Here is a 22,446-nt window from a genome sequence, read left to right as displayed (position 1 = left end):
AAGTGGGAGACTGTGCGCCGGTTCGTGGCTGGGCGCGCAGTTCCCCGCGCCCCTAGGCCTCCCTCACCTTCCCCGCGTCCACTTCGATGCGCCTCGTCGTGTGGACCGCGTTCAGCATTCTGCGGTCGTGCGTGACCAGGAGGAGCGTGCCCTTGTACGAGTCCAGGGCCGACTCCAGTTGTTCGATGGCGGGCAGGTCCAGGTGGTTGGTCGGCTCGTCCAGGACCAAGAGGTTGACGCCCTTGCCCTGGAGGAGGGCGAGGGCGGCGCGGGTGCGTTCGCCGGGTGAGAGGGTCGCGGCCGGGCGCAGGACGTGGTCCGCTTTCAGGCCGAACTTGGCGAGCAGGGTGCGGACCTCGGCCGGTTCCGTCTCGGGGACGGCCGCGCAGAACGCGTCGAGCAGCGCCTCCGGACCGTGGAACAGGGCGCGGGCCTGGTCGACCTCGCCGACGACGACGCCGGAGCCGAGCGTCGCGTGTCCCGCGTCGAGCGGGATGCGGCCGAGGAGGGCGCCGAGCAGGGTCGACTTGCCCGAGCCGTTGACGCCGGTGATCGCGATGCGGTCGGCCCAGTCGACCTGGAGCGTCACCGGGCCGAAGCGGAAGTCGCCGCGCCGCAGCTCCGCGTCCCTGAGCGAGGCGACGACCGAGCCCGAGCGCGGGGCCGCCGCGATCTCCATGCGCAGCTCCCATTCCTTGCGGGGTTCGTCGACGACGTCGAGCCGTTCGATCATGCGCTGGGTCTGGCGGGCCTTCGCGGCCTGCTTCTCGCTGGCCTCGCTGCGGAACTTGCGGCCGATCTTGTCGTTGTCGCTCGCCTTGCGGCGGGCGTTCTTGACGCCCTTGTCCATCCAGGAGCGCTGCATCTGGGCGCGGCCCTCCAGCGCGGAGCGCTTGTCGGCGTACTCCTCGTACTCCTCGCGCGCGTGGCGGCGGGCGACGTCGCGCTCCTCCAGGTAGGCGTCGTAGCCGCCGCCGTAGAGGTTGATCTGCTGCTGGGCGAGGTCGAGCTCCAGGACCTTGGTGACCGTGCGGGTGAGGAACTCGCGGTCGTGGCTGACGACGACGGTGCCGGCGCGCAGGCCGCGCACGAACGTCTCCAGGCGCTCCAGGCCCGCGAGGTCGAGGTCGTTGGTCGGCTCGTCCAGGAGGAAGACGTCGTAGCGGGAGAGGAGGAGCGAGGCGAGGCCCGCGCGGGCGGCCTGACCGCCCGAGAGCGAGGTCATCGGCTGGTCGAGGCCGACGGTCAGGCCGAGCTGCTCGACGACCTCCTCGGCGCGCTCGTCGAGGTCGGCGCCGCCGAGGTTCAGCCAGCGCTCCAGGCTGGTGGCGTAGGCGTCGTCGGCGCCCGGGGCCTCCTCGACGAGCGCCTGGGTGGCCTCGTCCATGGCGCGCTGGGCCTCGTCGACGCCGGTGCGGCGGGCGAGGAACTGGCGCACGGTCTCGCCGGGCCTGCGCTCCGGTTCCTGCGGGAGGTGGCCCACGGTGGCGGTCGGCGGGGACAGGCGCAGCTCGCCCTCCTCGGGGCGGCGAGCCCGGCGAGGATCCGCAGGAGCGTGGACTTGCCGGCGCCGTTGGCACCGACGAGCCCGATCACGTCGCCGGGCGCGACGACGAGATCGAGCCCGGCGAACAGGGCGCGGTCCCCGTGTCCGGCGGCGAGGTTCTTGGCTACGAGGGTGGCAGTCATCAGGGCTGTGATCCTAATCGGGACACCGGGCGGCCCGGGCCCGCACCCCGGGCGGGAAACCGGGACCGCCCCGCCGGGCTCAGTGTTTGCCGATCGGGTCGCCCTCCCTCTCCGGGCCGTCGCCCGGGCCGATCGTGATCTCGAAGTCGCCGCCGTACTTCTCGTGGCCCGCGACGACCGCCGCCTCGACGACCTCCAGGCCCATGTCCCCGCGGACGATGAGCGGGTCGTGGCGCAGGTCCCGCATGAGGGAGACGCACATGCCGATCATCACGAGGGTGAACGGCGCGGCGACGAGGATCGTGAGGTTCTGCAGCCCCGTCAGCGCGTTGCCGGAGCCGTCGCCGATGAGGAGCATGACGGCGGCGACCGCGCCGGTGACCACGCCCCAGAAGATGACGACGAACCGGCCGGGTTCCAGCGCGCCCTTCTGGGAGAGCGTGCCCATGACGATGGAGGCGGCGTCGGCGCCGGAGACGAAGAAGATGCCGACCAGGATCATGACCAGGAGGCTGGTGGCCGTGGCGAGGGGGAACTCGTTCAGGACGCCGAAGAGTTGCGCCTCCTGGGTGGTGGCCCCGGTGAGCTGCCCGCGCTCCTGCATCTTCATCGCCGTACCGCCGAAGATCGCGAACCAGAGCAGGCTGACGGTGGAGGGGACGAGGATGACGCCGCCGACGAACTGGCGGATGGTGCGGCCCCGGCTGATGCGGGCGATGAACATGCCGACGAAGGGCGTCCAGGAGATCCACCAGGCCCAGTAGAAGACCGTCCAGCTGCCGAGCCAGTCGGCGACGCCCTTGCCGCTGGAGGCCTCGGTGCGGCCGATGAGCTGGGGCAGGTCGCCGAGGTAGGCGCCGATCGAGGTGGGGAGGAGGTCGAGGACGATGATCGTGGGGCCCGCGACGAAGACGAAGACGGCCAGGATGAGCGCGAGCACCATGTTGATGTTCGACAGCCACTGGATGCCCTTCTCCACCCCGGAGACGGCGGAGGCCACGAACGCCACGGTCAGGACGGCGATGATGGAGACGAGCAGGCCGGTGCCCGCCTTGTCCATCCAGTCCAGCTCCTCGAACCCGGAGCCGATCTGCAGCGCGCCGAGCCCGAGCGACGCCGCCGAGCCGAAGAGCGTGGCGAAGATAGCGATGATGTCGATGACGCGGCCCCACGCCCCGTGCGCGTGCTTCTCGCCGATGAGCGGCACGAAGACGGAGGAGATGGTCTGCCGCCTGCGCCGCCGGAACGTGCTGTAGGCGATGGCGAGTCCGACGACCGCGTAGATCGCCCAGGGGTGCAGCGTCCAGTGGAAGAGGGTCGTCGCCATGGCGGTCTCCATGGCGTTCGCCGCGTCCGCCGGATCGGTGCCCGGCGGCGGCGTCGTGAAGTGCGCGAGCGGCTCGCTCACGCCGTAGAACATGAGGCCGATGCCCATGCCGGCGCTGAACATCATGGCGACCCAGGAGACGGTGCGGAACTCCGGCTCCTCGCCCTCCTTGCCCAGCGTGATCTTCCCGTAGCGGCTGATCGCCAGCCACAGCGCGAAGACGACGAAGCCGGTGGCGGCGAGCATGAACGCCCAGCCGCCGTTGTGGATGAGGCCGTTCAGCGCGCTGGTGGAGACGGACTCCAGGTTGTCGGTCGCGACGGAGCCCCAGACCACGAAGGCCAGGGTGAGCACGGCGGTGACGCCGAACACGATGCGGTCGGTGGCGGGGCTCCGGCCGCCTGTCGCGTCCTCGTCGGGGGCGGACGCGTCGGTGGGGGGTTTCTGCGGAGTTGACACTCTTCAGGACCTACCACACCGGACGCGTCCCACACCCGTTCATCAGCTGTTCAACCGTTGGTGTCGGGCGCCCCGGCTGTTCAGCAACTCGTGTCGGGCGCCCCCTCGGTCACGTGGTAGGGCGCCCGCGCGTCGAGGAACAGCACGGCGAGGGCCCGTTGGGACTGGCGCAGCGGCACGTACGCCCCGTCGCCCGTGCGCCGTACGGTGATGCCGTGCAGGGCCAACTCGTCCTTGTACTCGGCGTACTGGCCCTGGGTGAGCCGGTAGCCGCAGGGCGGGTCCTGGATGATCTCGGCGGGTTCGGCCGGGTCGTTGTCGGCGCCGCCCACGTAGACGGGCCTGGTGTCGCGGAACCCGGCGAGGCGGGCGGCGTCCGTCGCGGCCGCGATCCGCACGGCCCGCTCCCCCGTGAAGCGGAACAGACCGCGCAGGGCGTGCAGTTGCGAGTCGCGGCGGCGCCGGTTGTTCAGCGACTCGTCGGCCTCCTCGGCGGGTGTGCCGGGGTCGACGCGGCTCTCGATGAGCAGGCCGATCGCGTGCTTGATGCCGGACATGTTGCGCAGGATGCGCTCCTGTCCGTCGCCCGCGGTCTGCTTGACCGGCTCCCCGGTGACCGGGTCGGTCCAGATGCCGTACGTGCCCGTGGAGTGCCCGGCGGCGTTCGCGGCGGGCCGGACGTAGTCCAGGGAGAGCGTCTCGGCCTCGTCGTGGACGCGGGCGTTCGTGTTGAGGTTGCGCGGCCAGAGGTCGAAGAGGTCCTTGTCGTAGAACTCGGGGGTGGCCCCGTACTCGTGCAGGTCGTAGATGACGTTCGGCTCGCGGTCGCGGACGACGGCCGCCATCGCCCGCGCCTCGGCCGTCCGGAGCGCGATGTGGTCGCGGTTGATGTCGACGCCGTCGGAGTTGCCGCGGGTGTCGGCGGCGCGCCCGTCCGGGTTGGCGGTGGGCACGACCAGGAGCGTCGTGCGGGCCAGGAAGCGCTGGGTCGCCTTGTCCTTGGCGTACGCGAGGTTGCGGATCTGGGTGAGACACGCCTCGCGGCCCGACGGTTCGTCGCCGTGCTGGCTGCAGATCAGCAGCACGGTGGTGGCGGCGTGCCGGGCACCGACCTGGACGAGTTGCAGCGGCCGGCCCTGCTTCGTCGTGCCGATGCGCGAGACGGAGACCCTGGCGGACGCCCTGTCGACCTCGGCGAGCAGGCGCTGCTCCTCGGGCTGGCTGGTCCAGCGGGCACCGTGCGTCTGTTCGAAGCCGGTGCGCGGCGGGGTGCCGGTGGCCTGCGCGGGGGCGGACGCCACGAGGGGCGCGGCGAGCGCCGCGACGGCGGTGGCGAGGGCCAGGGTGCGCTTGTGGGACGTCATCGCTCGCCGCCTCCCGGGACGGGGCTGTCCTGCCGGAACGGGCTGAGGCCCGCGGCGCCGGTCGCGTGCGGAGCGGCGTGCCGCGACCCGGCGGTGGCCGCCGCGAACGCCTTGGCGCCGCCGACGACGGGGACGCGGGCCGCGGTGCGCGCCAGGTCGACGGTGAGCGTCGGCTTGGTCGACGGGGGGTCGATGAGGTCTTTGTCGGTCCCGGCGACGATCAGCGCGAGCCGGTGGCCCTTGGGCACGATGTGGTCGCTCGCGGCGAGCTGGAGCGTGATCGTGTACTTCTTGCCGGGGGTCAGCGGGCGGCCCTTGCCGGGGTCGGCGTAGGTGCCGAGGTCGGCCCAGCCGCGGCTGAAGACCGTCGAGTCGACGTCGGCGGTCTTGGCCCGCGTGTTCTTGAAGCAGGAGCTGTCACCGGTGGTGCTCGCGCCCCAGCAGCTGCGGTCGGTGAGCGTCGTGATGCCCTCGCCGGCGCCCGCGTAGTCGCGGATGGTGGCCGGGCCGAGGTCGACCAGGACGGCGCTCAGATGGGCGCTGGTGGTGGTCGGGGTCGCGGTGACCGTCACCTTCGAGGAGCCGGACAGGCGCAGGTCCTTGCCGAGGGGGCGGCTGATGAACCCGGCCTTCTCGGGTGTCGAGGTGTCGATGCGGGCGGCCCAGTCGGTCTCGCTCAGCGCCGGGTCGTCAGTGAAGGTCTCGGTGCCGCGGCCTGCCTTGAGGCCGAGGGTGCCGACGCCGGGCGCGCTGCCCCCGGCCGGCCGCAGGGCGGTCGTGGTCGCCCCGCGCGCGGGCCACACCTTGTCGGTGCTCCAGCGGTCCGGGGCGCGCTCGATGTCGGCCATGGGCTCGCGGTCGACGCCGTTGTCGTAGCCGAGGAGTTCGTGGTCGAACCAGCGGTGCAGCGTGTCGACCCAGACGTCGCGGCGGAAGTCGAACGGGTCGACGTGGCCGGTCTGCGAGAGCCAGATCTTGCGGTCGACGCCGTATCTCGCGAGGGCGTCCCACCACTGGCCGAAGTGCTTGGCGCGGACGTTGAGGTCCTGCATGCCGTGGACGACGAAGACGCTGGCCCTCACCTTGTGCGCGTCCTTGACGTAGTCGCGCTCCTCCCACAGCTCCGTCCAGTCGCCGCTGCGGGGCGCTTCGTCGACGAGGCGCTGCTGCACGGCGGCGCAGCGGGCGCGCGCCTCCTCGCTCTCGACGTAGTCGGACAGCCACTCGGGGCCCGAGTCGTAGAGCGGGGCGCCCTGCTGGAAGTAGTAGTCGTACCAGGACGAGATCGCGCTGATCGGGACGATCGTCTCCAGGCCCTTGACGCCGGTCGCGGCGACGCCGTTGGCGATGGTGCCGTCGTAGCTCTTGCCGATCATGCCGGTGCGGCCGTTGGTCCAGGACGCCGTGGCGCGCTCGGAACCCGTACGGCTCGCGTACCCCTTGGCGCGGCCGTTCAGCCAGTCGACGACGGCCTTGGCGGACTGCACGTCGGAGCGCCCGCCCACGTCGACGCAGCCGTCGGAGCGGTTGGTCCCGGCGAGGTCGACGGCGACGAAGGCGTAACCGCGCGGCACGAAGTAGTTGTCGTAGTAGAGCGGCATCTGAACGACGTTGCCCTGCGCGTCGTACGTCTTCAGCTGCGACTCGTTGCCGCGCCCGCAGCAGGAGTAGTACGGGCTGGCGTCCATGATCACGGGCACCTTGCGGCCCTGCGCGGCGGCCTCGCGCGGGCGCACGATGTCGACGGCGACCCGGTCGGTCCTCCCGTCGTCGTCGCCGTCGACGCGGGTGTCGACCCAGACGGACTCACGGATCGCGTTCTCGTACGAGTAGACCGGCTGCGACTCGCGGGGAGCGGGTGCGGCCGCCCTGGCGGCGCCGGGGACGACGAGAACGGCGAGCAGCGCGGCGACGGCCGCCGCTGCGTACGTTCTCCAGAGCTGGCGGGTGCGTCTGGCAGGTATCGGCATGGCGCGGAAGCTACACGGGTCAACTCCTGTGCGACAGAGGGCGGTGACGATCGGTGACAGGCGTGTGGGACACAAAGGCACATGTCGGCCGAATGGCGATCGTGTGACAGTGGGGGCCATGGACATGACCGGGGCGCAAGGTGCTGAATAGGCTCGCGGACGAGATCGACATTGGCCCGGCACGACCTGGCCCGAGGAGATCAAGTCTTGTCCTGCCCCGACGACTTGGAGCTTTCGTGTACCGCAGACTCATCGCCCCCGGCGCGCTCGCGGCCTCCCTCGTGCTGGCGATCCCGGCATCGGCCGCCGACTTCACGCCGGGCGCCGCGGGTATCGGCGACCCCTACTACCCGACGTACGGCAACGGCGGCTACGACGTCTCCCACTACGACCTGCGGCTCAAGTACCAGCCGAGGACGGACCTCCTGGAGGGCACGGCGACGATCCTCGCCTCCTCCACGCAGGACCTCTCCCGGTTCGACCTCGACTTCGGGCTCACCGCGAGCGAGGTCCGGGTCAACGGCAGACAGGCGAAGTTCGCCAAGGCGGGTGTGCAGGAGCTGGAGGTGACGCCCGCCGCCGGGCTGCCCAAGGGCACCCCGTTCACGGTCGTCGTGAAGTACGCGGGCAAACCGTCCGAGGTGCAGCTGTGGGGCTTCACGTCCTGGCAGCGCACGCCGGACGGCGGCGTCGCCGCGAACGAGCCGGAGGCGGCCGCCTGGTGGTTCCCGTCGAACGACCATCCGCGCGACAAGGCGACGTACGACGTGTCGGTCGCCGTGCCGGACGGTACGCAGGCCATCTCCAACGGCACGCTGCAGTCGCAGAGCTCGAAGCTCGGCTGGACCCGGTTCAACTGGCGCTCCAGCAAGCCGCAGGCCACGTATCTCGCGACGCTCGCGGTCGGCAGGTTCGACATCACGACGGACACGACGGCGGGCGGTCTGCCGGTCGTCAACGCGTACAGCAAGGACCTCGGCGCGAACGAGGGTGCCGCGAAGGCCAGCGTGGAGCGGACCGCCGAGGTCGCCGAGTGGCTGGAGACCGTGTTCGGGAAGTACCCCTTCGAGGCGCTCGGCGGCTACGTCCCGAACGTCCCCTCCTCCTTCGCTCTGGAGACGCAGACGCGGCCGTTCTACTCGCCGAAGCAGTTCGCCAACGGCTCGAACGTCTCGGTCGTCGTCCATGAGCTGGCGCACCAGTGGTACGGGGACAGCGTCTCCGTCGACGACTGGAAGGACATCTGGATCAACGAGGGGTTCGCCCGCTACAGCCAGTGGCTGTGGAGTGAGAAGGAGGGCGAGGGCACGGCCCAGGAGCTGGCCGACTACGTGTACGCGCAGCACCCGGCGGACGACCCGTTCTGGCAGGTCAAGCCGGGGGATCCGGGGGCCGAGAACCAGTTCGCCGCCGCGGTGTACGACCGGGGGCGGTGGCGATACAGGCGCTGCGCAACGCGGTCGGGGAGAAGAAGTTCTTCAAGATCCTGAAGGGCTGGCCGACGGTGCACGCGTACGGCAACGCGAGTGTCTCCGACTTCGTGCGGTACGCGGAGAAGGTTTCCGGGAAGCCGCTGGCCGGGTTGTTCGACACGTGGCTGTACCAGCCGGTGAAGCCGGCCGCGTCCGCGCTGAACGCCTCGCCGGCGCCTGCGCAGCCCAAGTCCTGGAGGAAGATCGCCGCCACGAACGGGGTGCATACGGAGCGCTGAGCGCGTGCGGGTGGGGTGCGGGTGCGTCGTGGCTGGTCGCGCCGTTCCCGCGCCCCTGGAATGCGCACTGCGTGCGGCATTCTTCCGCCCGTCTTTCGGGTACGGCTCTCGTCGTGGTCGCTCGCGCCGTTCCCCGCGCCCCTGAGATGCGCACTGCGTGCGCCATCTCAGGGGCCCACGGGGCTGCGGCGCAGCCGCATGCCCCAGGGGCGCGGGGAACGGCGCGACCAGCCACGACGCGAGGCGCACCCGGTGGGCGGGCCGGTCATGGCAGGCGGGTGGCCGTCCTCGCCCGGTGGGCGAGCGGGAGGTACCGGAGGCGCTCGGGAAGAAGCGGAGCGATCCCGCGCACCAGCACCGCGAACCGGCGCAGGCGGCGCTCCTGACGCGGGGTCCACCCCAGCCCGACCGCCGCGCGCGCCTCCGGCGGCAACAGCCCCACCGCCAGGAACGCCATCACCCGCGTGAGCAGAGGACGCAGGGCCGGCCACAACAGGCGCAGAACAGGATGCCCCCGCGGAGGCGGAACCGCGCGGTCCCGGGCCGTCAGCTCGTCGACCACCGCGTTCCGCCCGACCTCCTCATGGAGCACCTTGCGGTAGTACGGCCAGAACTCCGCCGTCGACTGCGGCATGTCCCGGTCATGGATGCCGAGTATCCGGCCGACCTGAAGCCACTCCGCGAAGAACCGCTCGTCCTCCTCCGGCGTGAAGAGCCGCGCGAAGTAGCGGCGCGCGTACCGGGCCACGGGATAGCCCGTCGCGTGGACCCAGGCGTAGTACGCCGGCGTCAGCGCGTGGTACCGGCGACCGTGCGGGTCGGTGCCCTGTACGGCCCGGTGCAGGCGCCGCAGCCGGCGCCCCTCCGCGGCGGCCTCCTCACCCCCGTAGACCCACAGCAGCACAGAGGCGAGGGAGCGCTGCCCACGCCCCCAGGGATCGGTCCGGAACACCGAGTGCTCGTCGACCCCGGCACCGACGGCGGGGTGCGCGACCTGGAGCACGAACGCGGCCGGCAGGGCGAGCAGCGCGCGTATCTCACCGGCGGTCTCCCAGAGGATCCCGCCGACGGGCGGCGGGGCCGGGTCCGGGTCGTGCTGCTTCATGGAATGTCCTGCGGGGCGTACGGGGATGGTGGTGCGTGGCCCTACCAGTGTGCGCCCCCCGCCGGAACGCGCCGGACGCCGCCCCCGGCGCGGGTCAGATCTCCCCGCCGTACCGCTTCGCCAGATCGGAGGCGAGCTCGGCCACGCAGGTGCACAGGTCCGTCACCGCCGCGTTGTGGCTGGTGCCGGACGGGCCGGGGTGCGGCGGCACCACGTGGGCCCGCAGGTGGGGCGGGGGCGGCGGCGCGGCCGGGGGCTCAGGCGCTGGGAGGCGAGGACGGCGGCGGATCGACGTGAGGAGCGCCGATGCCGCCGTGGCCGCGAAGACCGCCAGGTGACCCGCCTTGAGGTGAACGTCCCACGGAACCAGCGCCATGCCTGTGTCCTACCCGATCGGCACACCGGCGACGCCAGGCGCCGTCACTGCTTCCCGGGCGTCTCACGCGTCGCCTCGCGGGCGATGCGGCGGCGCGCGCCGAACCAGCCGACGACGAGCAGCAGCGCCACGATCGGGACGAGGGAGAGCGTCTTGCGGCCGGTCTCCGCGTCGTTCCACATGAGGCCGAGGACGAGGAGCAGGAAGGCGATGGTGACGATCTCGGTCACCGGCGACCACGGCAGGCGGAACTTCGGGCGCTCGACCAGGCCCTGCTTGGCCCGGCGGACGAACGCCAGGTGCGCGACCATGATCATGACCCAGGTGCCGATGATGCCGATGGAGGAGACCTCGATGACGATCTCGAAGGCGTCGTGCGGCAGCAGGTAGTTGAGGCCGACGCCGAGGACGCCGACGCCCGCGGTGAGCAGGATGCCGCCGTAGGGCACCTGGCTGCGGTTCATGCGGGCGGTGAAGCTGGGCGCGGAACCGGACATCGCCATGGAGCGCAGGATGCGGCCGGTGGAGTACAGGCCGGAGTTGAGCGAGGACATGGCCGCGGTCAGCACGACGAGGTTCATGATGTCGCCGATGCCGCCGACGCCCAGCTTGCTGAAGAGGGTGACAAAGGGGCTCTCGTTCGAGGAGTACGACGTCGAGGGCAGCAGCAGGGCGAGCACGAGGACCGAGCCGCAGTAGAACAGGGCGACACGCCACATGATCGAGTTCACCGCGCGCGGGACGACCTTCTGCGGCTCGGCCGTCTCGCCGGCGGCGACGCCGACCAGCTCCAGGGCCGCGTACGCGAACACGACGCCTTGCATGACGAGCACCACCGACATGAAGCCGCTCGGCATGAACCCGCCGTGGTCGGTGATCATGCTGAGCCCGGGTGTCCGGCCGTCGACCGGGTGCTGCGTGGCGAGCAGGAAGACGCCGACAAGGAGGAAGGCGACGAGCGTGGCCACCTTGACGATCGCGAACCAGAACTCCATCTCGCCGAAGTACTTCACCGAGACGAGGTTCACGCTGAGCACGACCGCGAGGGCGATCAGGGCGAGCACCCACTGCGGGATCGAGGTGAAGAAGCTCCAGTACTGCGTGTAGAGCGCGATCGCCGTGATGTCCGCGATACCGGTCATCGACCAGTTCAGGAAGTACATCCAGCCGGCGACGTAGGCGCCCTTCTCGCCGAGGAACTCACGCGCGTACGACACGAAGGACCCGGACGAGGGCCGGTAGACGACCATCTCGCCGAGGGCGCGCACCACCAGGTACGCGAAGATCCCGCAGACCAGGTACGCGAAGACGAGGGCGGGGCCCGCCGAGTGGAGGCGGCCGCCCGCACCCAGGAAGAGTCCGGTGCCGATCGCGCCACCGATCGCGATCATGTTGACGTGGCGGGCCTTGAGGTCCTTGCTGTAACCGGCGTCGCCCGCGTCGGCGGGCGTCCGGGACGCATCAGTGGGGGATGCGTCCACGGCCGTGTTCACGGCGTCCTTGCTCACGTGGGGGTGTCCACTCTGTGGTGCCCGGCGACAGGAAGCCGCGCGGGGTCCGGATGTACTGAGAGCGGCCCGTCGCACCCCTGACAGTGCGCGGACCGACGGTGCACCTTCCCCCAGAGATCACCATGGATGCGGTGGCACAGATCACATAGCGGTTCTTCTCACAAAGAGGTAAGGGGTCGCGCCGGGCACTTTCACAACATCGGTGTGTCAGCAATACTGTTGAACCCGATCGAGCCCGAGGCGGACATGACCATCGACATCACGACGGACCGCACGACGGACGGCGAGGACGGCGAGGGCGCCGAGGCGGCCTCCTCCCCCACGCTGACCGTCGACGAACTGGCCGCCCACGCGGGCGTCACCGTCCGCACGATCCGCTTCTACAGCACGCGCGGGCTGCTGCCGCCGCCGGTGATCGGCCCGCGCCGGGTCGGCCACTACGGGCAGGACCATCTGTCGCGGCTCGCGCTGATCGAGGAGTTGCAGCACCAGGGCATGACGCTCGCCGCGATCGAGCGGTACCTGGAGCAGCTGCCGCCCGACCTGAGCGCCCACGACCTGGCCATCCACCGCGCGGTGGTGGCGAGCTGGGCGCCGGACGCGGCGGAGGACATGGACCTCGCCGAGCTGGAGCGCAGGGCGGGCCGCGCCCTCACCGGGACCGACCTCGACCGGCTCTCCGCCATGGGCGTCATCGCGTACGAGGAGGACGCCGACACCTACCGCGTGGACATCGGCCTGCTCCGCCTCGGCGTGCAGTTGCTCGGCGTGCCCATCGAGCACGAGACGATCCTCGCCGCGCGCACCGTCCTCATGGAGCACACCCGGCAGGCGGCGCACGAGCTGTCGCGGCTGTTCCGCGACGAGGTGTGGGGCCCCTACCGGGAGCAGGAGTCCGACCCCGAGCACCTGGCGGCGATGAAGTCGCTCTCGGCCCATATGCAGCCGATGGTGGTGCAGGCGCTGGTCACCGCGTTCCAGCGGTCGCTGAAGGAGGAGCTGCGGGAGGCGTTCCGCGCCGAGGGCTGAAACGCCTCCCCCATGCCGACGGCCGGTCAGTCCTTGAAGGTCTCCCCGCGCTCGGCCTTCTCCACGAGCAGCGCGGGCGGCAGGAACCGGTCGCCGTAGCGCTCGGCCAGCTCGCGCGCGCGGGCGACGAAGCCGGTGAGGCCGCCCTCGTAGCCGTTGATGTACTGCAGGACACCGCCGGTCCAGCCGGGGAAGCCGATACCGAAGATGGAGCCGATGTTGGCGTCGGCGACGGAGGTCAGGACGCCCTCCTCCAGGAGGCGTACGGTGTCGAGCGCCTCCGAGAAGAGCATGCGCTCCTGCATGTCCTCGAAGGGGATCTCGAACCCCGCCTTGGTGAAGTGCTCGCGCAGGCCCGGCCAGAGCCCGGCGCGCTTGCCGTCCTCGCCGTACTCGTAGAAGCCCGCGCCGCCGCTGCGTCCGGGACGGCCGAACTCGTCGACCATGCGGTCGATGACGCCCTCGGCGGGGTGCGGGGTCCACTCGCCGCCCGCTTCGAGGATCGCCGCCTTGGTCTCGTTGCGGATCTTGCGGGGCAGGGTGAGGGTCAGCTCGTCCATGAGGGAGAGGACCTTGGCCGGGTAGCCCGCCTGGCCCGCGGCCTGCTCGACGGAGGCGGGCTCGATGCCCTCGCCGACCATGGCGACGCCCTCGTTGATGAAGTGGCCGATGACCCGGGACGTGAAGAAGCCGCGCGAGTCGTTGACGACGATCGGCGTCTTGTTGATCTGCCGTACGAGGTCGAAGGCGCGGGCGAGCGCCTCGTCCCCGGTCTGCTCGCCCTTGATGATCTCGACGAGCGGCATCTTGTCGACCGGCGAGAAGAAGTGCAGGCCGATGAAGTCCGAGCGGCGCTCGACGCCTTCGGCGAGGAGGCTGATCGGGAGGGTCGAGGTGTTGGAGCAGAGCAGGGCGTCGGCGGCGACGACGTGCTGGATCTCCTGGAACACCTTGTGCTTGAGGGACGGGTCCTCGAAGACGGCCTCGATGACCGCGTCGCAGCCGGCGAGCGCCTGCGGCTCGGCGGTCGGGGTGATGCGGGCGAGCAGCGCGTCCGCCTTCTCCTGGGTGGTGCGGCCGCGCTTCACCGCCTTCTCGCACAGCTTCTCGGAGTAGCCCTTGCCCTTGGCGGCGGCCTCGTCGGAGACGTCCTTGAGGACGACCTCGATGCCCGCGCGGGCGCAGGAGTAGGCGATGCCCGCGCCCATCATCCCGGCGCCGAGGACGGCCACCTTCCGGACCTTGCGGGGCTCGATGCCCTTCGGGCGGTTGGCTCCGCTGTTGACGGCCTGGAGGTCGAAGAAGAACGCCTGGATCATGTTCTTCGCGGTCTGCCCCGTGACCAGCTCGGTGAAGTAGCGGGCCTCGATGGTCAGGGCCGTCTCGAAGTCCACCTGGGAGCCCTCGACGGCGGCCGCGAGGATGTTGCGCGGGGCCGGGTAGGGGGCGCCGTTCAGCTGCTTCTTCAGGTTGGCCGGGAACGCGGGGAGGTTCGCGGCGAACTTGGGGTTGGCCGGGGTGCCGCCCGGGATGCGGTAGCCCGGCCTGTCCCAGGGCTGCTGCGACTCGGGGTTGGCGTCGATGAAGGCGCGGGCCTTGTCGATCATCTCGTCCGGGGTCGCGGCGATCTCGTGGACCAGGCCGTTGTCCAGGGCACGCTGCGGGGTGTACTGGGTGCCCTGGAGGAGGACCTTCAGGAGGGCGTCGGCGATGCCCATGAGGCGGACGGTACGGGTGACTCCGCCGCCGGCCGGAAGGAGGCCCAGGGTGACCTCGGGGAGGCCGATCTTCGACCCGGGTGCGTCCAGCGCCACCCGGTGGTGGCTGGCCAGGGCGATCTCGTAGCCGCCGCCCAGGGCCGCGCCGTTGATCGCCGCGACGACCGGCTTGCCGAGGGTCTCGATGCGGCGCAGGGAGTTCTTGATGCCGAGTCCGGTCTCGAAGACGGCCTGCGCGTCCTGCGGGCCCGCCTTCATCATGTCCTTCAGGTCGCCGCCCGCGAAGAAGGTCTTCTTGGCGGAGGTGTAGATGATGCCGCGGATGGAGTCCCGCTCGGCCTCCGCGCGGTCCGCGATCGCGGCGATGGAGTCCTTGAACGCCTGGTTCATGGTGTTCGCGGACTGGTTGGGGTCGTCCAGGACGAGGGTGACGATGCCGGTGTCGTCCTGTTCCCAGCGGATGGTTGTGCTGGCGGTCATGTGAGTTCTCCGTGTGCTCTCGTGCGGGAAGTTTTCTGTTGGGGTCGGGGAGGGGTGGTGGTGTCTCGTCGCCGAGTGCGGGTGCGTCGTGGCTGGTCGCGCAGTTCCCCGCGCCCCTGGGCGGTCGTTCGACTGCGGCACCGCCGTGGCTTGGCGCGCAGTTCCCCGCGCCCCTGGGCGGTTGTCCGACTGCGGCTCCCGCGCCCCTGGGCGGTTGATCGACTGCGGCGCCGCCGTGGCTCGGCGCGCAGTTAGCCGCGCCCCTGAAGGCTTGCGGCTTCGCCGGGCCTTCCCCGGTGACGCGCCGCCGCGTCTCCTGGGATGGCGCACGGAGTGCGCATCTCAGGGGCGCGGGGAACTGCGCGACCAGCCACGAGGGCGGGGCAGCCGGCGACGCGGCACGACATGGCAGACGCCCGTCCGGGCATGGCGGCGAAGCCGCATGCTCCAGGGGCGCGGGGAACTGCGCGACCAGCCACGACGTACGCCGCACCCGGCAACGCACGCCCACCCCTACGGCGCTACACCCGCTCCACGATCGTCGCGATCCCCATCCCACCCCCGACGCACAACGTCGCCAGCCCGTACCGGAGGTCCCGCCGCTCCAGCTCGTCGACGAGCGTGCCCAGGATCATCGCCCCGGTCGCACCGAGCGGATGCCCGAGCGCGATCGCCCCGCCGTTCACATTGACCTTGTCGAGCGACAGACCCATGTCCCGGACGAAGCGGAGCACCACCGCCGCGAAGGCCTCGTTGATCTCGACCAGATCGATGTCGTCGATCGTCAGGCCCGCCTTGGCGAGCGCCTTGCGGGTCGCGGGCGCCGGCCCGGTCAGCATGATGGTCGGCTCGGAACCGGAGACCGCGACGGAGACGACCCGCGCGCGCGGCGCGAGCCCGTACCGCTCGCCGACCTCCCGGGACCCGATGGCGACGAGGGAGGCCCCGTCGACGATGCCGGAGGAGTTGCCCGCGTGATGGACGTGGTCGATCTTCTCGACCCAGTGGTACTTCTGCAGCGCGACCGCGTCGAACCCGCCGAGTTCACCGATGTCGGCGAAGGACGGCTTCAGCTTGGCGAGCGAGTCGGCCGTCGTCCCCGGCCGCAGGAACTCATCCCGGTCGAGCACCGTCAGCCCGCTGCGGTCCTTGACCGGGACCACCGACCGGTCGAACCGCCCGTCCTTCACCGCGGCGGCGGCCCGCTCCTGGGAGAGCGCCGCGTACTCGTCCACGTCGCGCCGCGAGAACCCCTCGATCGTCGCGATGAGGTCGGCGCCGATGCCCTGCGGCACGAACCCGGTGTCGTAGTTGGTCATGGGGTCGGCGAACCAGGCCCCGCCGTCGGACGCCATCGGCACCCGCGACATCGACTCGACGCCACCGGCGAGGACGAGGTCCTCCCAGCCGGAACGGACCTTCATGGCGGCGAGGTTGACGGCCTCCAGGCCCGACGCACAGAAGCGGTTCTCCTGCACCCCGGCGACCGTGTCGGGCAGTCCGGCCGCGATCGCGGCGATACGGGCGATGTCGGAGCCCTGGTCGCCGACGGGGCCGACGACGCCGAGCACGATGTCGTCGATCGCGGCGGGGTCCAGGCCGGGGAAGCGGGCCCGGATCTCGTGGATGAGGCCGACGACGAGGTCGATCGGCTTGGTGCCGTGCAGGGAGCCGGTGGCCTTGCCCCGCCCGCGCGGGGTGCGGATCGCGTCGTAGACGTACGCGTCAGTGGTCACGGAAGTGCCTTTCAACGAGGTGTGATCAGGACAGCAGCGAGCGGCCGATGATCTCCTTCATGATCTCGGTGGTGCCGCCGTAGATGGTCTGGATGCGCCCGTCGGTGAACGCCTTCGCGACGCGGTACTCGGTCATGTACCCGTATCCGCCGTGGAGTTGGAGGCAGCGGTCGGCGACGCGCTTCTGCAGCTCGGTCGCCCACCACTTCGCCATGGAGGCGTGCACGGCGTCGAGCGTGCCGGCCGCGTGGTCCTCGATGCAGCGGTCGAGGAACGTACGGGTGACGGCGCACTCGGTGGCCATCTCGGCGATCTCGAACCGGATGTGCTGCAGCTTGGCGAGCGGCCGCCCGAACGCCTCGCGCTCCTTGACGTACGTCGTGGTGATCTCCAGGAGGTGCTCGGCGGCGGCGATGGCGGCGACGGCGATGCCCATGCGCTCCTGGGCGAGGTTGGTCATGAGGTGGATGAAGGCGCCGTTGAGCTCACCGAGCAGATTCTCCTTGGGGACGCGTACGTCGTCGAAGAAGAGCTCGGCCGTGTCCTGCGCCTTCTGGCCGATCTTGTCGAGGTTGCGGCCGCGCGTGAAGCCGTCCATGCCGCGCTCGACGACGAGGAGGGAGAGGCCGTGCGCGCCGCCGTCCTGCGTGGTCTTGGCGACGACGACGACTAGGTCGGCGAGGATGCCGTTGGAGATGAAGGTCTTGGAGCCGTTGAGCAGCCAGTGGTCGCCCTTGTCGTCCGCCGTCGTGCGGATGCCCTGGAGGTCGGAGCCGGCGCCGGGTTCGGTCATCGCGATGGCGGTGATCGTGGAACCGTCGCAGAAGCCGGGCAGCCAGCGCCGCTTCTGCTCCTCGGTGGCAAGGGAGGTCAGGTACGGGCCGATGATGTCGTTGTGCAGGCCGACGGCGAGGCCCGCGGCGCCCGCGCGCGTGAACTCCTCGGCGAGGACGGCGCTGTAGCGGAAGTCGTCGTTGCCGCCGCCCCCGTACTCCTCGGGGACGGCGAGGCCGAGCAGGCCCTGGCGTCCGGCGGCGAGCCAGGCCTCGCGCGCGACGATGCCGTCCTTCTCCCACTGCTCGTAGTGCGGGGTCACCTCCTTGGCGAGGAAGGTGCGGACGGTCTCGCGGAACGCCTCGTGCTCGGCGCTGAACAGGCGTCGCTCCATGCTCGCGATCAACTGCCTTTCGTAGGGGTGCCAGAGGTGCTGGAGGTGTCGGTCATCAGGTCCGGTACGTCCCAGTCGCGGGCCACCTCCGCCGTGTGGGCACCCGGCTGGGCCGGGCCGGAGCGCACGGCGGTCGGCGTGTCGGAGAAGCGCGGCGCGGGCGCGGGCTGCGTGATGCCGTCGTGGCCGACGAAGGTGGCGCGGGCGGCGAGGTGCGGGTGGTCCGGGGCCTCGCGCAGGGAGAGGACGGGCGCGGCGCAGGCGTCGGAGCCCGCGAAGACCTCGGTCCATTCGTCCCGCGTACGCTGCTTGAAGCGGGCGGCGACGGCGTCGCGCAGCTCGCCCCAGCGGGCCAGGTCGCCGCGGGCGGGCGCGGTCTCGGTGAGGCCCATGAGCGCCATGAACTCGTCGTAGAACCGCTGCTCGAGGGCGCCGACCGCCATGTACCGGCCGTCGGCGGTCTCGTAGGTGCCGTAAAAGGGGCAGCCGCCGTCGAGGAGGTTGGCGCCGCGCCGGTCCTGCCAGCCGCCAGCCGCGAGCATGCCGTGGATCATCGCGGCGAGGTGCGATGTGCCGTCGACGATCGCGGCGTCGACGACTTGTCCTGCGCCGGTCGCGCGCGCGTGATGGAGGGCCGCGAGGACGCCGACGACGAGGTAGAGGGCGCCGCCCGCGTAGTCGCCGACGAGGTTGGCGGGGACGGTCGGCGGCTCGTCGGGCTTGCCGATCATGGAAAGGGCGCCGGTGACCGCGATGTACCCGATGTCGTGCCCGGCGCGCTGGGCGAGCGGCCCGTCCTGGCCCCAGCCGGTCATCCGGCCGTAGACCAGCTTCGGGTTGCGGGCGTGGCAGGCGTCCGGGCCGACACCGAGCCGCTCGGTGACGCCGGGCCGGTAGCCCTCGATCAGGACGTCGGCGCGCTCGGCGAGGCGCAGCACCGCCTCGGCGCCGTCCGCGCTCTTCAGGTCGACGATCACGGACCGCTTGTTGCGGTTGGTGACGTCGTACGCGGGGTCGATCGCGAGCCCCGCGCCGCCGGGTCTGTCCACCCGTACGACGTCGGCGCCGAGGTCGGCCAGGAGCATCGCGGCGAACGGTCCCGGGCCGATCCCGGCCAGCTCGACCACGCGCACCCCGGCGAGCGGGCCGCCGCCGGCTTCCGTGGCTGCCACTGCCATCCCGCCACGCCCCCAGTCTGTGACACAACTGATGTAACACCAGTGATGCTATGAAGCCGCCCCGGTCAGCACAACCCCCCAGCGAGCAAGCGCTCAGTCAATTTGCGACGCGCGAAGGCCCGGCGCTGACCCCGGCGCCCCCGCGCGCTAGCCTCGCCCCCACCGACGTAAGGGGTGTCATGAACAGGTCTGGCAGCGCGGACGACTCCGGACGCCGCACGAACAAGGGCGCGGACAAGGGCGCGGACAGGGCGTACGACGTGGTCCTGTTCGGCGCGACCGGCTTCGTCGGGATGCTCACCGCCGAGTACCTCGCGGCGCACGCCCCGGAGGGGCTGCGCTGGGCGGTCGCCGGGCGCGACATGAGCAGGCTGGAGCGGCTGCGCGAGCGGCTCACCGGCATCGATCCGGCGTGCGCGGTGCTCCCGCTGGAACGCGCGGACGTGGCCGACGCGGTGTCGCTGCGCGAACTCGCCTCCCGTACGCGGGTCGTCGCCACGACCGTCGGCCCGTACCTGCGGTACGGGGAGGCGCTGGTGGCGGCGTGCGCCGAGGCGGGCACCGACTACGTGGACCTCACCGGCGAGCCCGAGTTCGTCGACCTCATGTACGTGCGGCACGACGCACGCGCGCGGGAGACGGGCGCCCGCCTGGTGCACGCGTGCGGCTTCGACTCGATCCCGCACGACCTCGGCGCGTACTTCACGGTACGGCAGTTGCCGGAGGGCGTGCCGCTGCGGGTCGACGGTTTCGTACGGACGAACGCGACGGTCTCGGGCGGCACGTTCGCCACCGCCCTCAACCAGTTCGGGCGCGCCCGGCAGATGCTCGCCGCGCACCAGGAGCGCCGCCGCCACGAGCCGCGTCTCGTGGGCCGCGCCGCGTACGCGCCGACGGCCGGGCCGCGCTTCGCCAAGGAGGTCGGGGCGTGGGCGGTGCCGCTGCCGACGATCGACCCGCAGGTGGTGCAGCGCTCGGCGCGGGCCCTGGAGCGCTACGGCCCCGACTTCCGCTACCGGCACTACGCGGCGATGCGCACGCTGCCGTTCGCGGTGGGCGGCGTCGCGGTCGCCGGGGCGCTGTTCGCCGCCGCGCAGGTGCCGCCCGTACGGCGCTGGCTGGGCGGGCGGCTGCAACCCGGCGACGGGCCCGACGAGGCGCGCCGCGCCAAGAGCTGGTTCTCGGTGCGGTTCGTCGGCGAGGGCGGCGGGCGCCGGGTCTACACGGAGGTGTCCGGCGGCGACCCCGGGTACGGCGAGACGGCGAAGATGCTGGCGGAGTCCGCGATGTGCCTGGCGCAGGACGAACTCCCGTACAGCGCCGGGCAGGTGACCACGGCGGCGGCGATGGGGGACGCCCTGATCGACCGTCTGCAGAAGGCGGGCATCACCTTCCGGGTCGCCGCGCGGCGGTAGACGGCGCTCATGGCCACCGCACGGCGCTCACGCGCGCGCGTGGGCGAGCAGCGCGTCCCGGCACAGCCGGTCGGCCCTGCGGGTTGTCTCCGGGAGGCGGTAGGCGGGGGTGAGGGCGAGCGTGTGCGCGCAGGCGTTCGCCAGGGAGACGCGGTGGCCCACGGAGACGTACACGGGCTTCACGCCGTCGCGGGTGCGCAGGGCGCGGCCGACCTCCTCGCCTCCGGAGTCGCCGTCGAGCAGCGCGGCGGCGCTCCCCCCGCCCGCACCCCAGGGCGCCGTGCGTGAAGGCGAACGGGTTCTTGGCGACGCCGATCGTCGGCAGCCCGGTGACGACGCCCAGACGGCTCGCCAGGCCGAAGCGGCGCGGGTGGGCGAGCCCGTAGCCGTCGCGGACGACGAGACCGGGGTCGGTCCTCAATGCCTCCAGCACCCCGTGCTCATCCGCATCCGGCAAGCCTACGAGCCGGCGAGCCGCTCCCACGTCTGCGGCTTCCACAGGCCCGAGCGGCGCAGCGACTGCGGGCAGTGCAGGTAGATGTCGTCGATGTCGAGGAGCAGCGCGAGGGCGGGGCGCTGGTCCTTGACCGTCATGGCGTCGAAGAAGGGCGCGTCGGTGAGGATGCGGGCCCGGCCGTTGACGCGGAGGACCTGGGTCGCGCCGGGTATCAGGAACAGCAGGCCCGCGTGCGGGTTCTCCAGGATGTTGTGGAAGCTGTCGCCGCGCCGGTTGCCGGGCCGGTCGGGGAGGGCGAGCGTGGTGTCGTCGACGATGTGGACGAAGCCGGGGCCGTCCCCGCGCGGCGACACGTCGCAGTTGCCGTGGGCGTCGGCGGTGGAGAGCAGGCAGAACGGGGAGCGGGCGATGATGTCGCGGTCCAGCTCCTCCAGGCGCGGGTGGACCTTGTCGATGACGATGGGGTGCGGCTCGCCGAGCATCTCGCGCAGCTGTTCCGCGGAGCCCAGTTCCACGTAGCCGGTGTCCGTGGTGTCCGCGGTGTCCGTGGTGTGCAGCAAGCCGACTCCATGTTTCGTACGGGCCCCCGACGGCGGCGCGGGGTGATCGTCAGGGTAGTTGCCGTGTAAACATTATCGGGTGTTAGGTTAGCCTCACCTTACGCCTGGAACTCTTCGTTCCGGTGTCGGCCGTTGCGCGGCCGAACAGCGATCACGGGAACGGAACCAGTGCAGGTCAGCGTGGCAGGACGAAGAACGGGGCGGTTGCTCCTCGGCCTTGGCGGGGTCGCCCTCGTCCTTGGGGCCGCCGTGGCGCTCAGCCTCGGCGTCGGCTCGGGGCATGTGCCGCTCCCCGATGTCGTCGACGGCCTCTTCCGCCCCGACCGCGGCGTCCGCGCGCAGCTCGTCGTGCGCGAGGTCCGGATGCCCCGCACGGCGGCCGGGCTCCTCGCGGGCCTCGCGCTCGGCCTCGCGGGCACCGTCATGCAGGGCGTGGCCCGCAACCCCCTCGCCGACCCCGGCCTGTTGGGCGTCAACGCCGGGGCCTCCGTCTTCGTCGTCTTCGCCATCAGCGTGCTCGCCCTGACCGAGCCGCGGCAGTACATCTGGTTCGGCTTCCTCGGCGCGTGCCTCGCCGCCGTCCTCGTCTACGGGATCGGCAGCCTCGGCCGCGAAGGCGCGACCCCGGTGAAGCTGGCCCTGTCCGGGGCCGCCGTCGCCGCCGCGCTCTCCGCCCTGACCAGCGCGATGCTGCTCACCGACAGCAGGACCTTCGACCAGTTCCGGTTCTGGCAGGTCGGCTCGCTCACCGGCCGCGAGGGCGGCGTCCTGTGGCAGGCGCTGCCCTTCATCGCGGTCGGCGCGGTCCTGGCGCTCGCGCTCGGCCCGCAGCTCAACACCCTGGCCCTCGGCGACGACACCGCGCGCGGGCTCGGCCAGCGGATCGCCCTGGCGCGGCTCGGCGCCGCGGCGTGCGTCGTCCTGCTGTGCGGGGCCGCCACGGTCGTCGCGGGCCCGATCGCCTTCGTGGGCCTGGCCGTTCCGCACGCGGCGCGGCTGATCACCGGCCCCGACTACCGCTGGATCCTGCCGTACAGCGCCCTGCTCGCGCCCGCCGCGCTGCTCCTCGCCGATGTCGTCGGACGGCTGATCGCCCGGCCCGGCGAGGTCCAGGTCGGCGTCATGACGGCCGCGCTCGGCGCGATCCCGTTCGTCCTGCTCGTGCGGCGCAGAAAGACGGTGGAGCTGTGAGC

The 22,446-nt window shown here is 71.7% G+C and carries 14 protein-coding genes and 3 pseudogenes; 4 read left to right on the top strand and 13 right to left on the bottom strand.

All coding sequences use genetic code 11. The annotated features are described in order from the left end of the window. Positions 1-52 precede the first annotated feature (52 nt). The 4 genes and pseudogenes from N5I75_RS26235 to N5I75_RS26220 all read right to left on the bottom strand — a co-directional run bounded on the left by N5I75_RS26235 (position 53) and on the right by N5I75_RS26220 (position 6,809). A pseudogene (locus N5I75_RS26235) lies at positions 53-1,689 on the bottom strand (ABC-F family ATP-binding cassette domain-containing protein). Positions 1,690-1,768: 79 nt separating this feature from the next. Further along, on the bottom strand, positions 1,769-3,388 hold the full coding sequence (locus N5I75_RS26230; protein ID WP_476681304.1) for a BCCT family transporter: 1,620 nt from the start codon (positions 3,386-3,388) through the stop codon (positions 1,769-1,771). 167 nt (positions 3,389-3,555) lie between these two features. After that, the gene (locus N5I75_RS26225; RefSeq protein WP_476681216.1) at positions 3,556-4,839 is read right to left on the bottom strand and encodes a M14 family metallopeptidase; all 1,284 of its coding nucleotides are present in this window, start codon (positions 4,837-4,839) and stop codon (positions 3,556-3,558) included. Beyond that, the gene (locus N5I75_RS26220) at positions 4,836-6,809 is read right to left on the bottom strand and encodes a Xaa-Pro dipeptidyl-peptidase (protein WP_476681214.1); all 1,974 of its coding nucleotides are present in this window, start codon (positions 6,807-6,809) and stop codon (positions 4,836-4,838) included. Before N5I75_RS26220 ends, N5I75_RS26225 begins: the two co-directional genes overlap by 4 nt. Before the next feature lie 236 nt (positions 6,810-7,045). Between N5I75_RS26220 and N5I75_RS26215 the strand changes: the two are divergent. Further along, positions 7,046-8,520: pseudogene (locus N5I75_RS26215) on the top strand (M1 family metallopeptidase). A gap of 265 nt (positions 8,521-8,785) precedes the next feature. On the opposite strand, the gene N5I75_RS26210 reads toward N5I75_RS26215, so the two are convergent. The 3 genes from N5I75_RS26210 to N5I75_RS26200 form a co-directional block, all read right to left on the bottom strand. Beyond that, positions 8,786-9,625, bottom strand: a complete 840-nt coding sequence (locus N5I75_RS26210) for an oxygenase MpaB family protein (RefSeq protein WP_476681212.1) — start codon at positions 9,623-9,625, stop codon at positions 8,786-8,788. A gap of 94 nt (positions 9,626-9,719) precedes the next feature. Further along, positions 9,720-10,001 (bottom strand): hypothetical protein, encoded by a 282-nt coding sequence (locus tag N5I75_RS26205; RefSeq protein WP_476681210.1) that lies wholly within the window; start codon positions 9,999-10,001, stop codon positions 9,720-9,722. A gap of 44 nt (positions 10,002-10,045) precedes the next feature. Next, complete coding sequence (locus N5I75_RS26200) at positions 10,046-11,509, bottom strand: amino acid permease (RefSeq protein WP_476681208.1); 1,464 nt, start codon at positions 11,507-11,509, stop codon at positions 10,046-10,048. A 249-nt stretch (positions 11,510-11,758) separates the two neighbouring features. Here N5I75_RS26200 and N5I75_RS26195 point away from each other — a divergent pair, with 249 nt between their 5' ends. Next, a complete protein-coding gene (locus N5I75_RS26195; protein WP_476681302.1) occupies positions 11,759-12,541 on the top strand; it encodes a MerR family transcriptional regulator in 783 nt (260 codons plus the stop codon). A 26-nt stretch (positions 12,542-12,567) separates the two neighbouring features. On the opposite strand, the gene N5I75_RS26190 is transcribed toward N5I75_RS26195, so the two are convergent. The 4 genes from N5I75_RS26190 to N5I75_RS26175 form a co-directional block, all read right to left on the bottom strand. Continuing rightward, on the bottom strand, positions 12,568-14,739 hold the full coding sequence (locus tag N5I75_RS26190; protein WP_476681206.1) for a 3-hydroxyacyl-CoA dehydrogenase NAD-binding domain-containing protein: 2,172 nt from the start codon (positions 14,737-14,739) through the stop codon (positions 12,568-12,570). A 521-nt stretch (positions 14,740-15,260) separates the two neighbouring features. Beyond that, complete coding sequence (locus N5I75_RS26185; RefSeq protein WP_476681204.1) at positions 15,261-16,475, bottom strand: acetyl-CoA C-acetyltransferase; 1,215 nt, start codon at positions 16,473-16,475, stop codon at positions 15,261-15,263. Between the two features lie 25 nt (positions 16,476-16,500). Beyond that, a complete protein-coding gene (locus N5I75_RS26180) occupies positions 16,501-17,643 on the bottom strand; it encodes an acyl-CoA dehydrogenase family protein (protein ID WP_476681202.1) in 1,143 nt (380 codons plus the stop codon). A gap of 8 nt (positions 17,644-17,651) precedes the next feature. Beyond that, entirely contained in the window at positions 17,652-18,821 is a 1,170-nt protein-coding gene (locus tag N5I75_RS26175) for a CaiB/BaiF CoA transferase family protein (protein ID WP_476681200.1), read from the bottom strand. 179 nt (positions 18,822-19,000) lie between these two features. Here N5I75_RS26175 and N5I75_RS26170 point away from each other — a divergent pair, with 179 nt between their 5' ends. Then, entirely contained in the window at positions 19,001-20,236 is a 1,236-nt protein-coding gene (locus N5I75_RS26170; RefSeq protein ID WP_476681198.1) for a saccharopine dehydrogenase family protein, read from the top strand. Positions 20,237-20,263: 27 nt separating this feature from the next. Here the strand turns inward: N5I75_RS26170 and N5I75_RS26165 are convergent. Both N5I75_RS26165 and N5I75_RS26160 read right to left on the bottom strand, forming a co-directional pair. Continuing rightward, a pseudogene (locus N5I75_RS26165) lies at positions 20,264-20,666 on the bottom strand (endonuclease V); the annotation flags it as partial. 29 nt (positions 20,667-20,695) lie between these two features. Beyond that, positions 20,696-21,253 (bottom strand): MSMEG_1061 family FMN-dependent PPOX-type flavoprotein, encoded by a 558-nt coding sequence (locus tag N5I75_RS26160; protein ID WP_476681196.1) that lies wholly within the window; start codon positions 21,251-21,253, stop codon positions 20,696-20,698. 168 nt (positions 21,254-21,421) lie between these two features. On the opposite strand from N5I75_RS26160, the gene N5I75_RS26155 reads away from it, so the two are divergent. Next, positions 21,422-22,444 (top strand): FecCD family ABC transporter permease, encoded by a 1,023-nt coding sequence (locus N5I75_RS26155; protein ID WP_476681194.1) that lies wholly within the window; start codon positions 21,422-21,424, stop codon positions 22,442-22,444. Positions 22,445-22,446: the final 2 nt, after the last annotated feature.

Source organism: Streptomyces sp. R818, from assembly GCF_056172735.1.
This window is presented reverse-complemented; position numbering and strand designations above follow the sequence as displayed.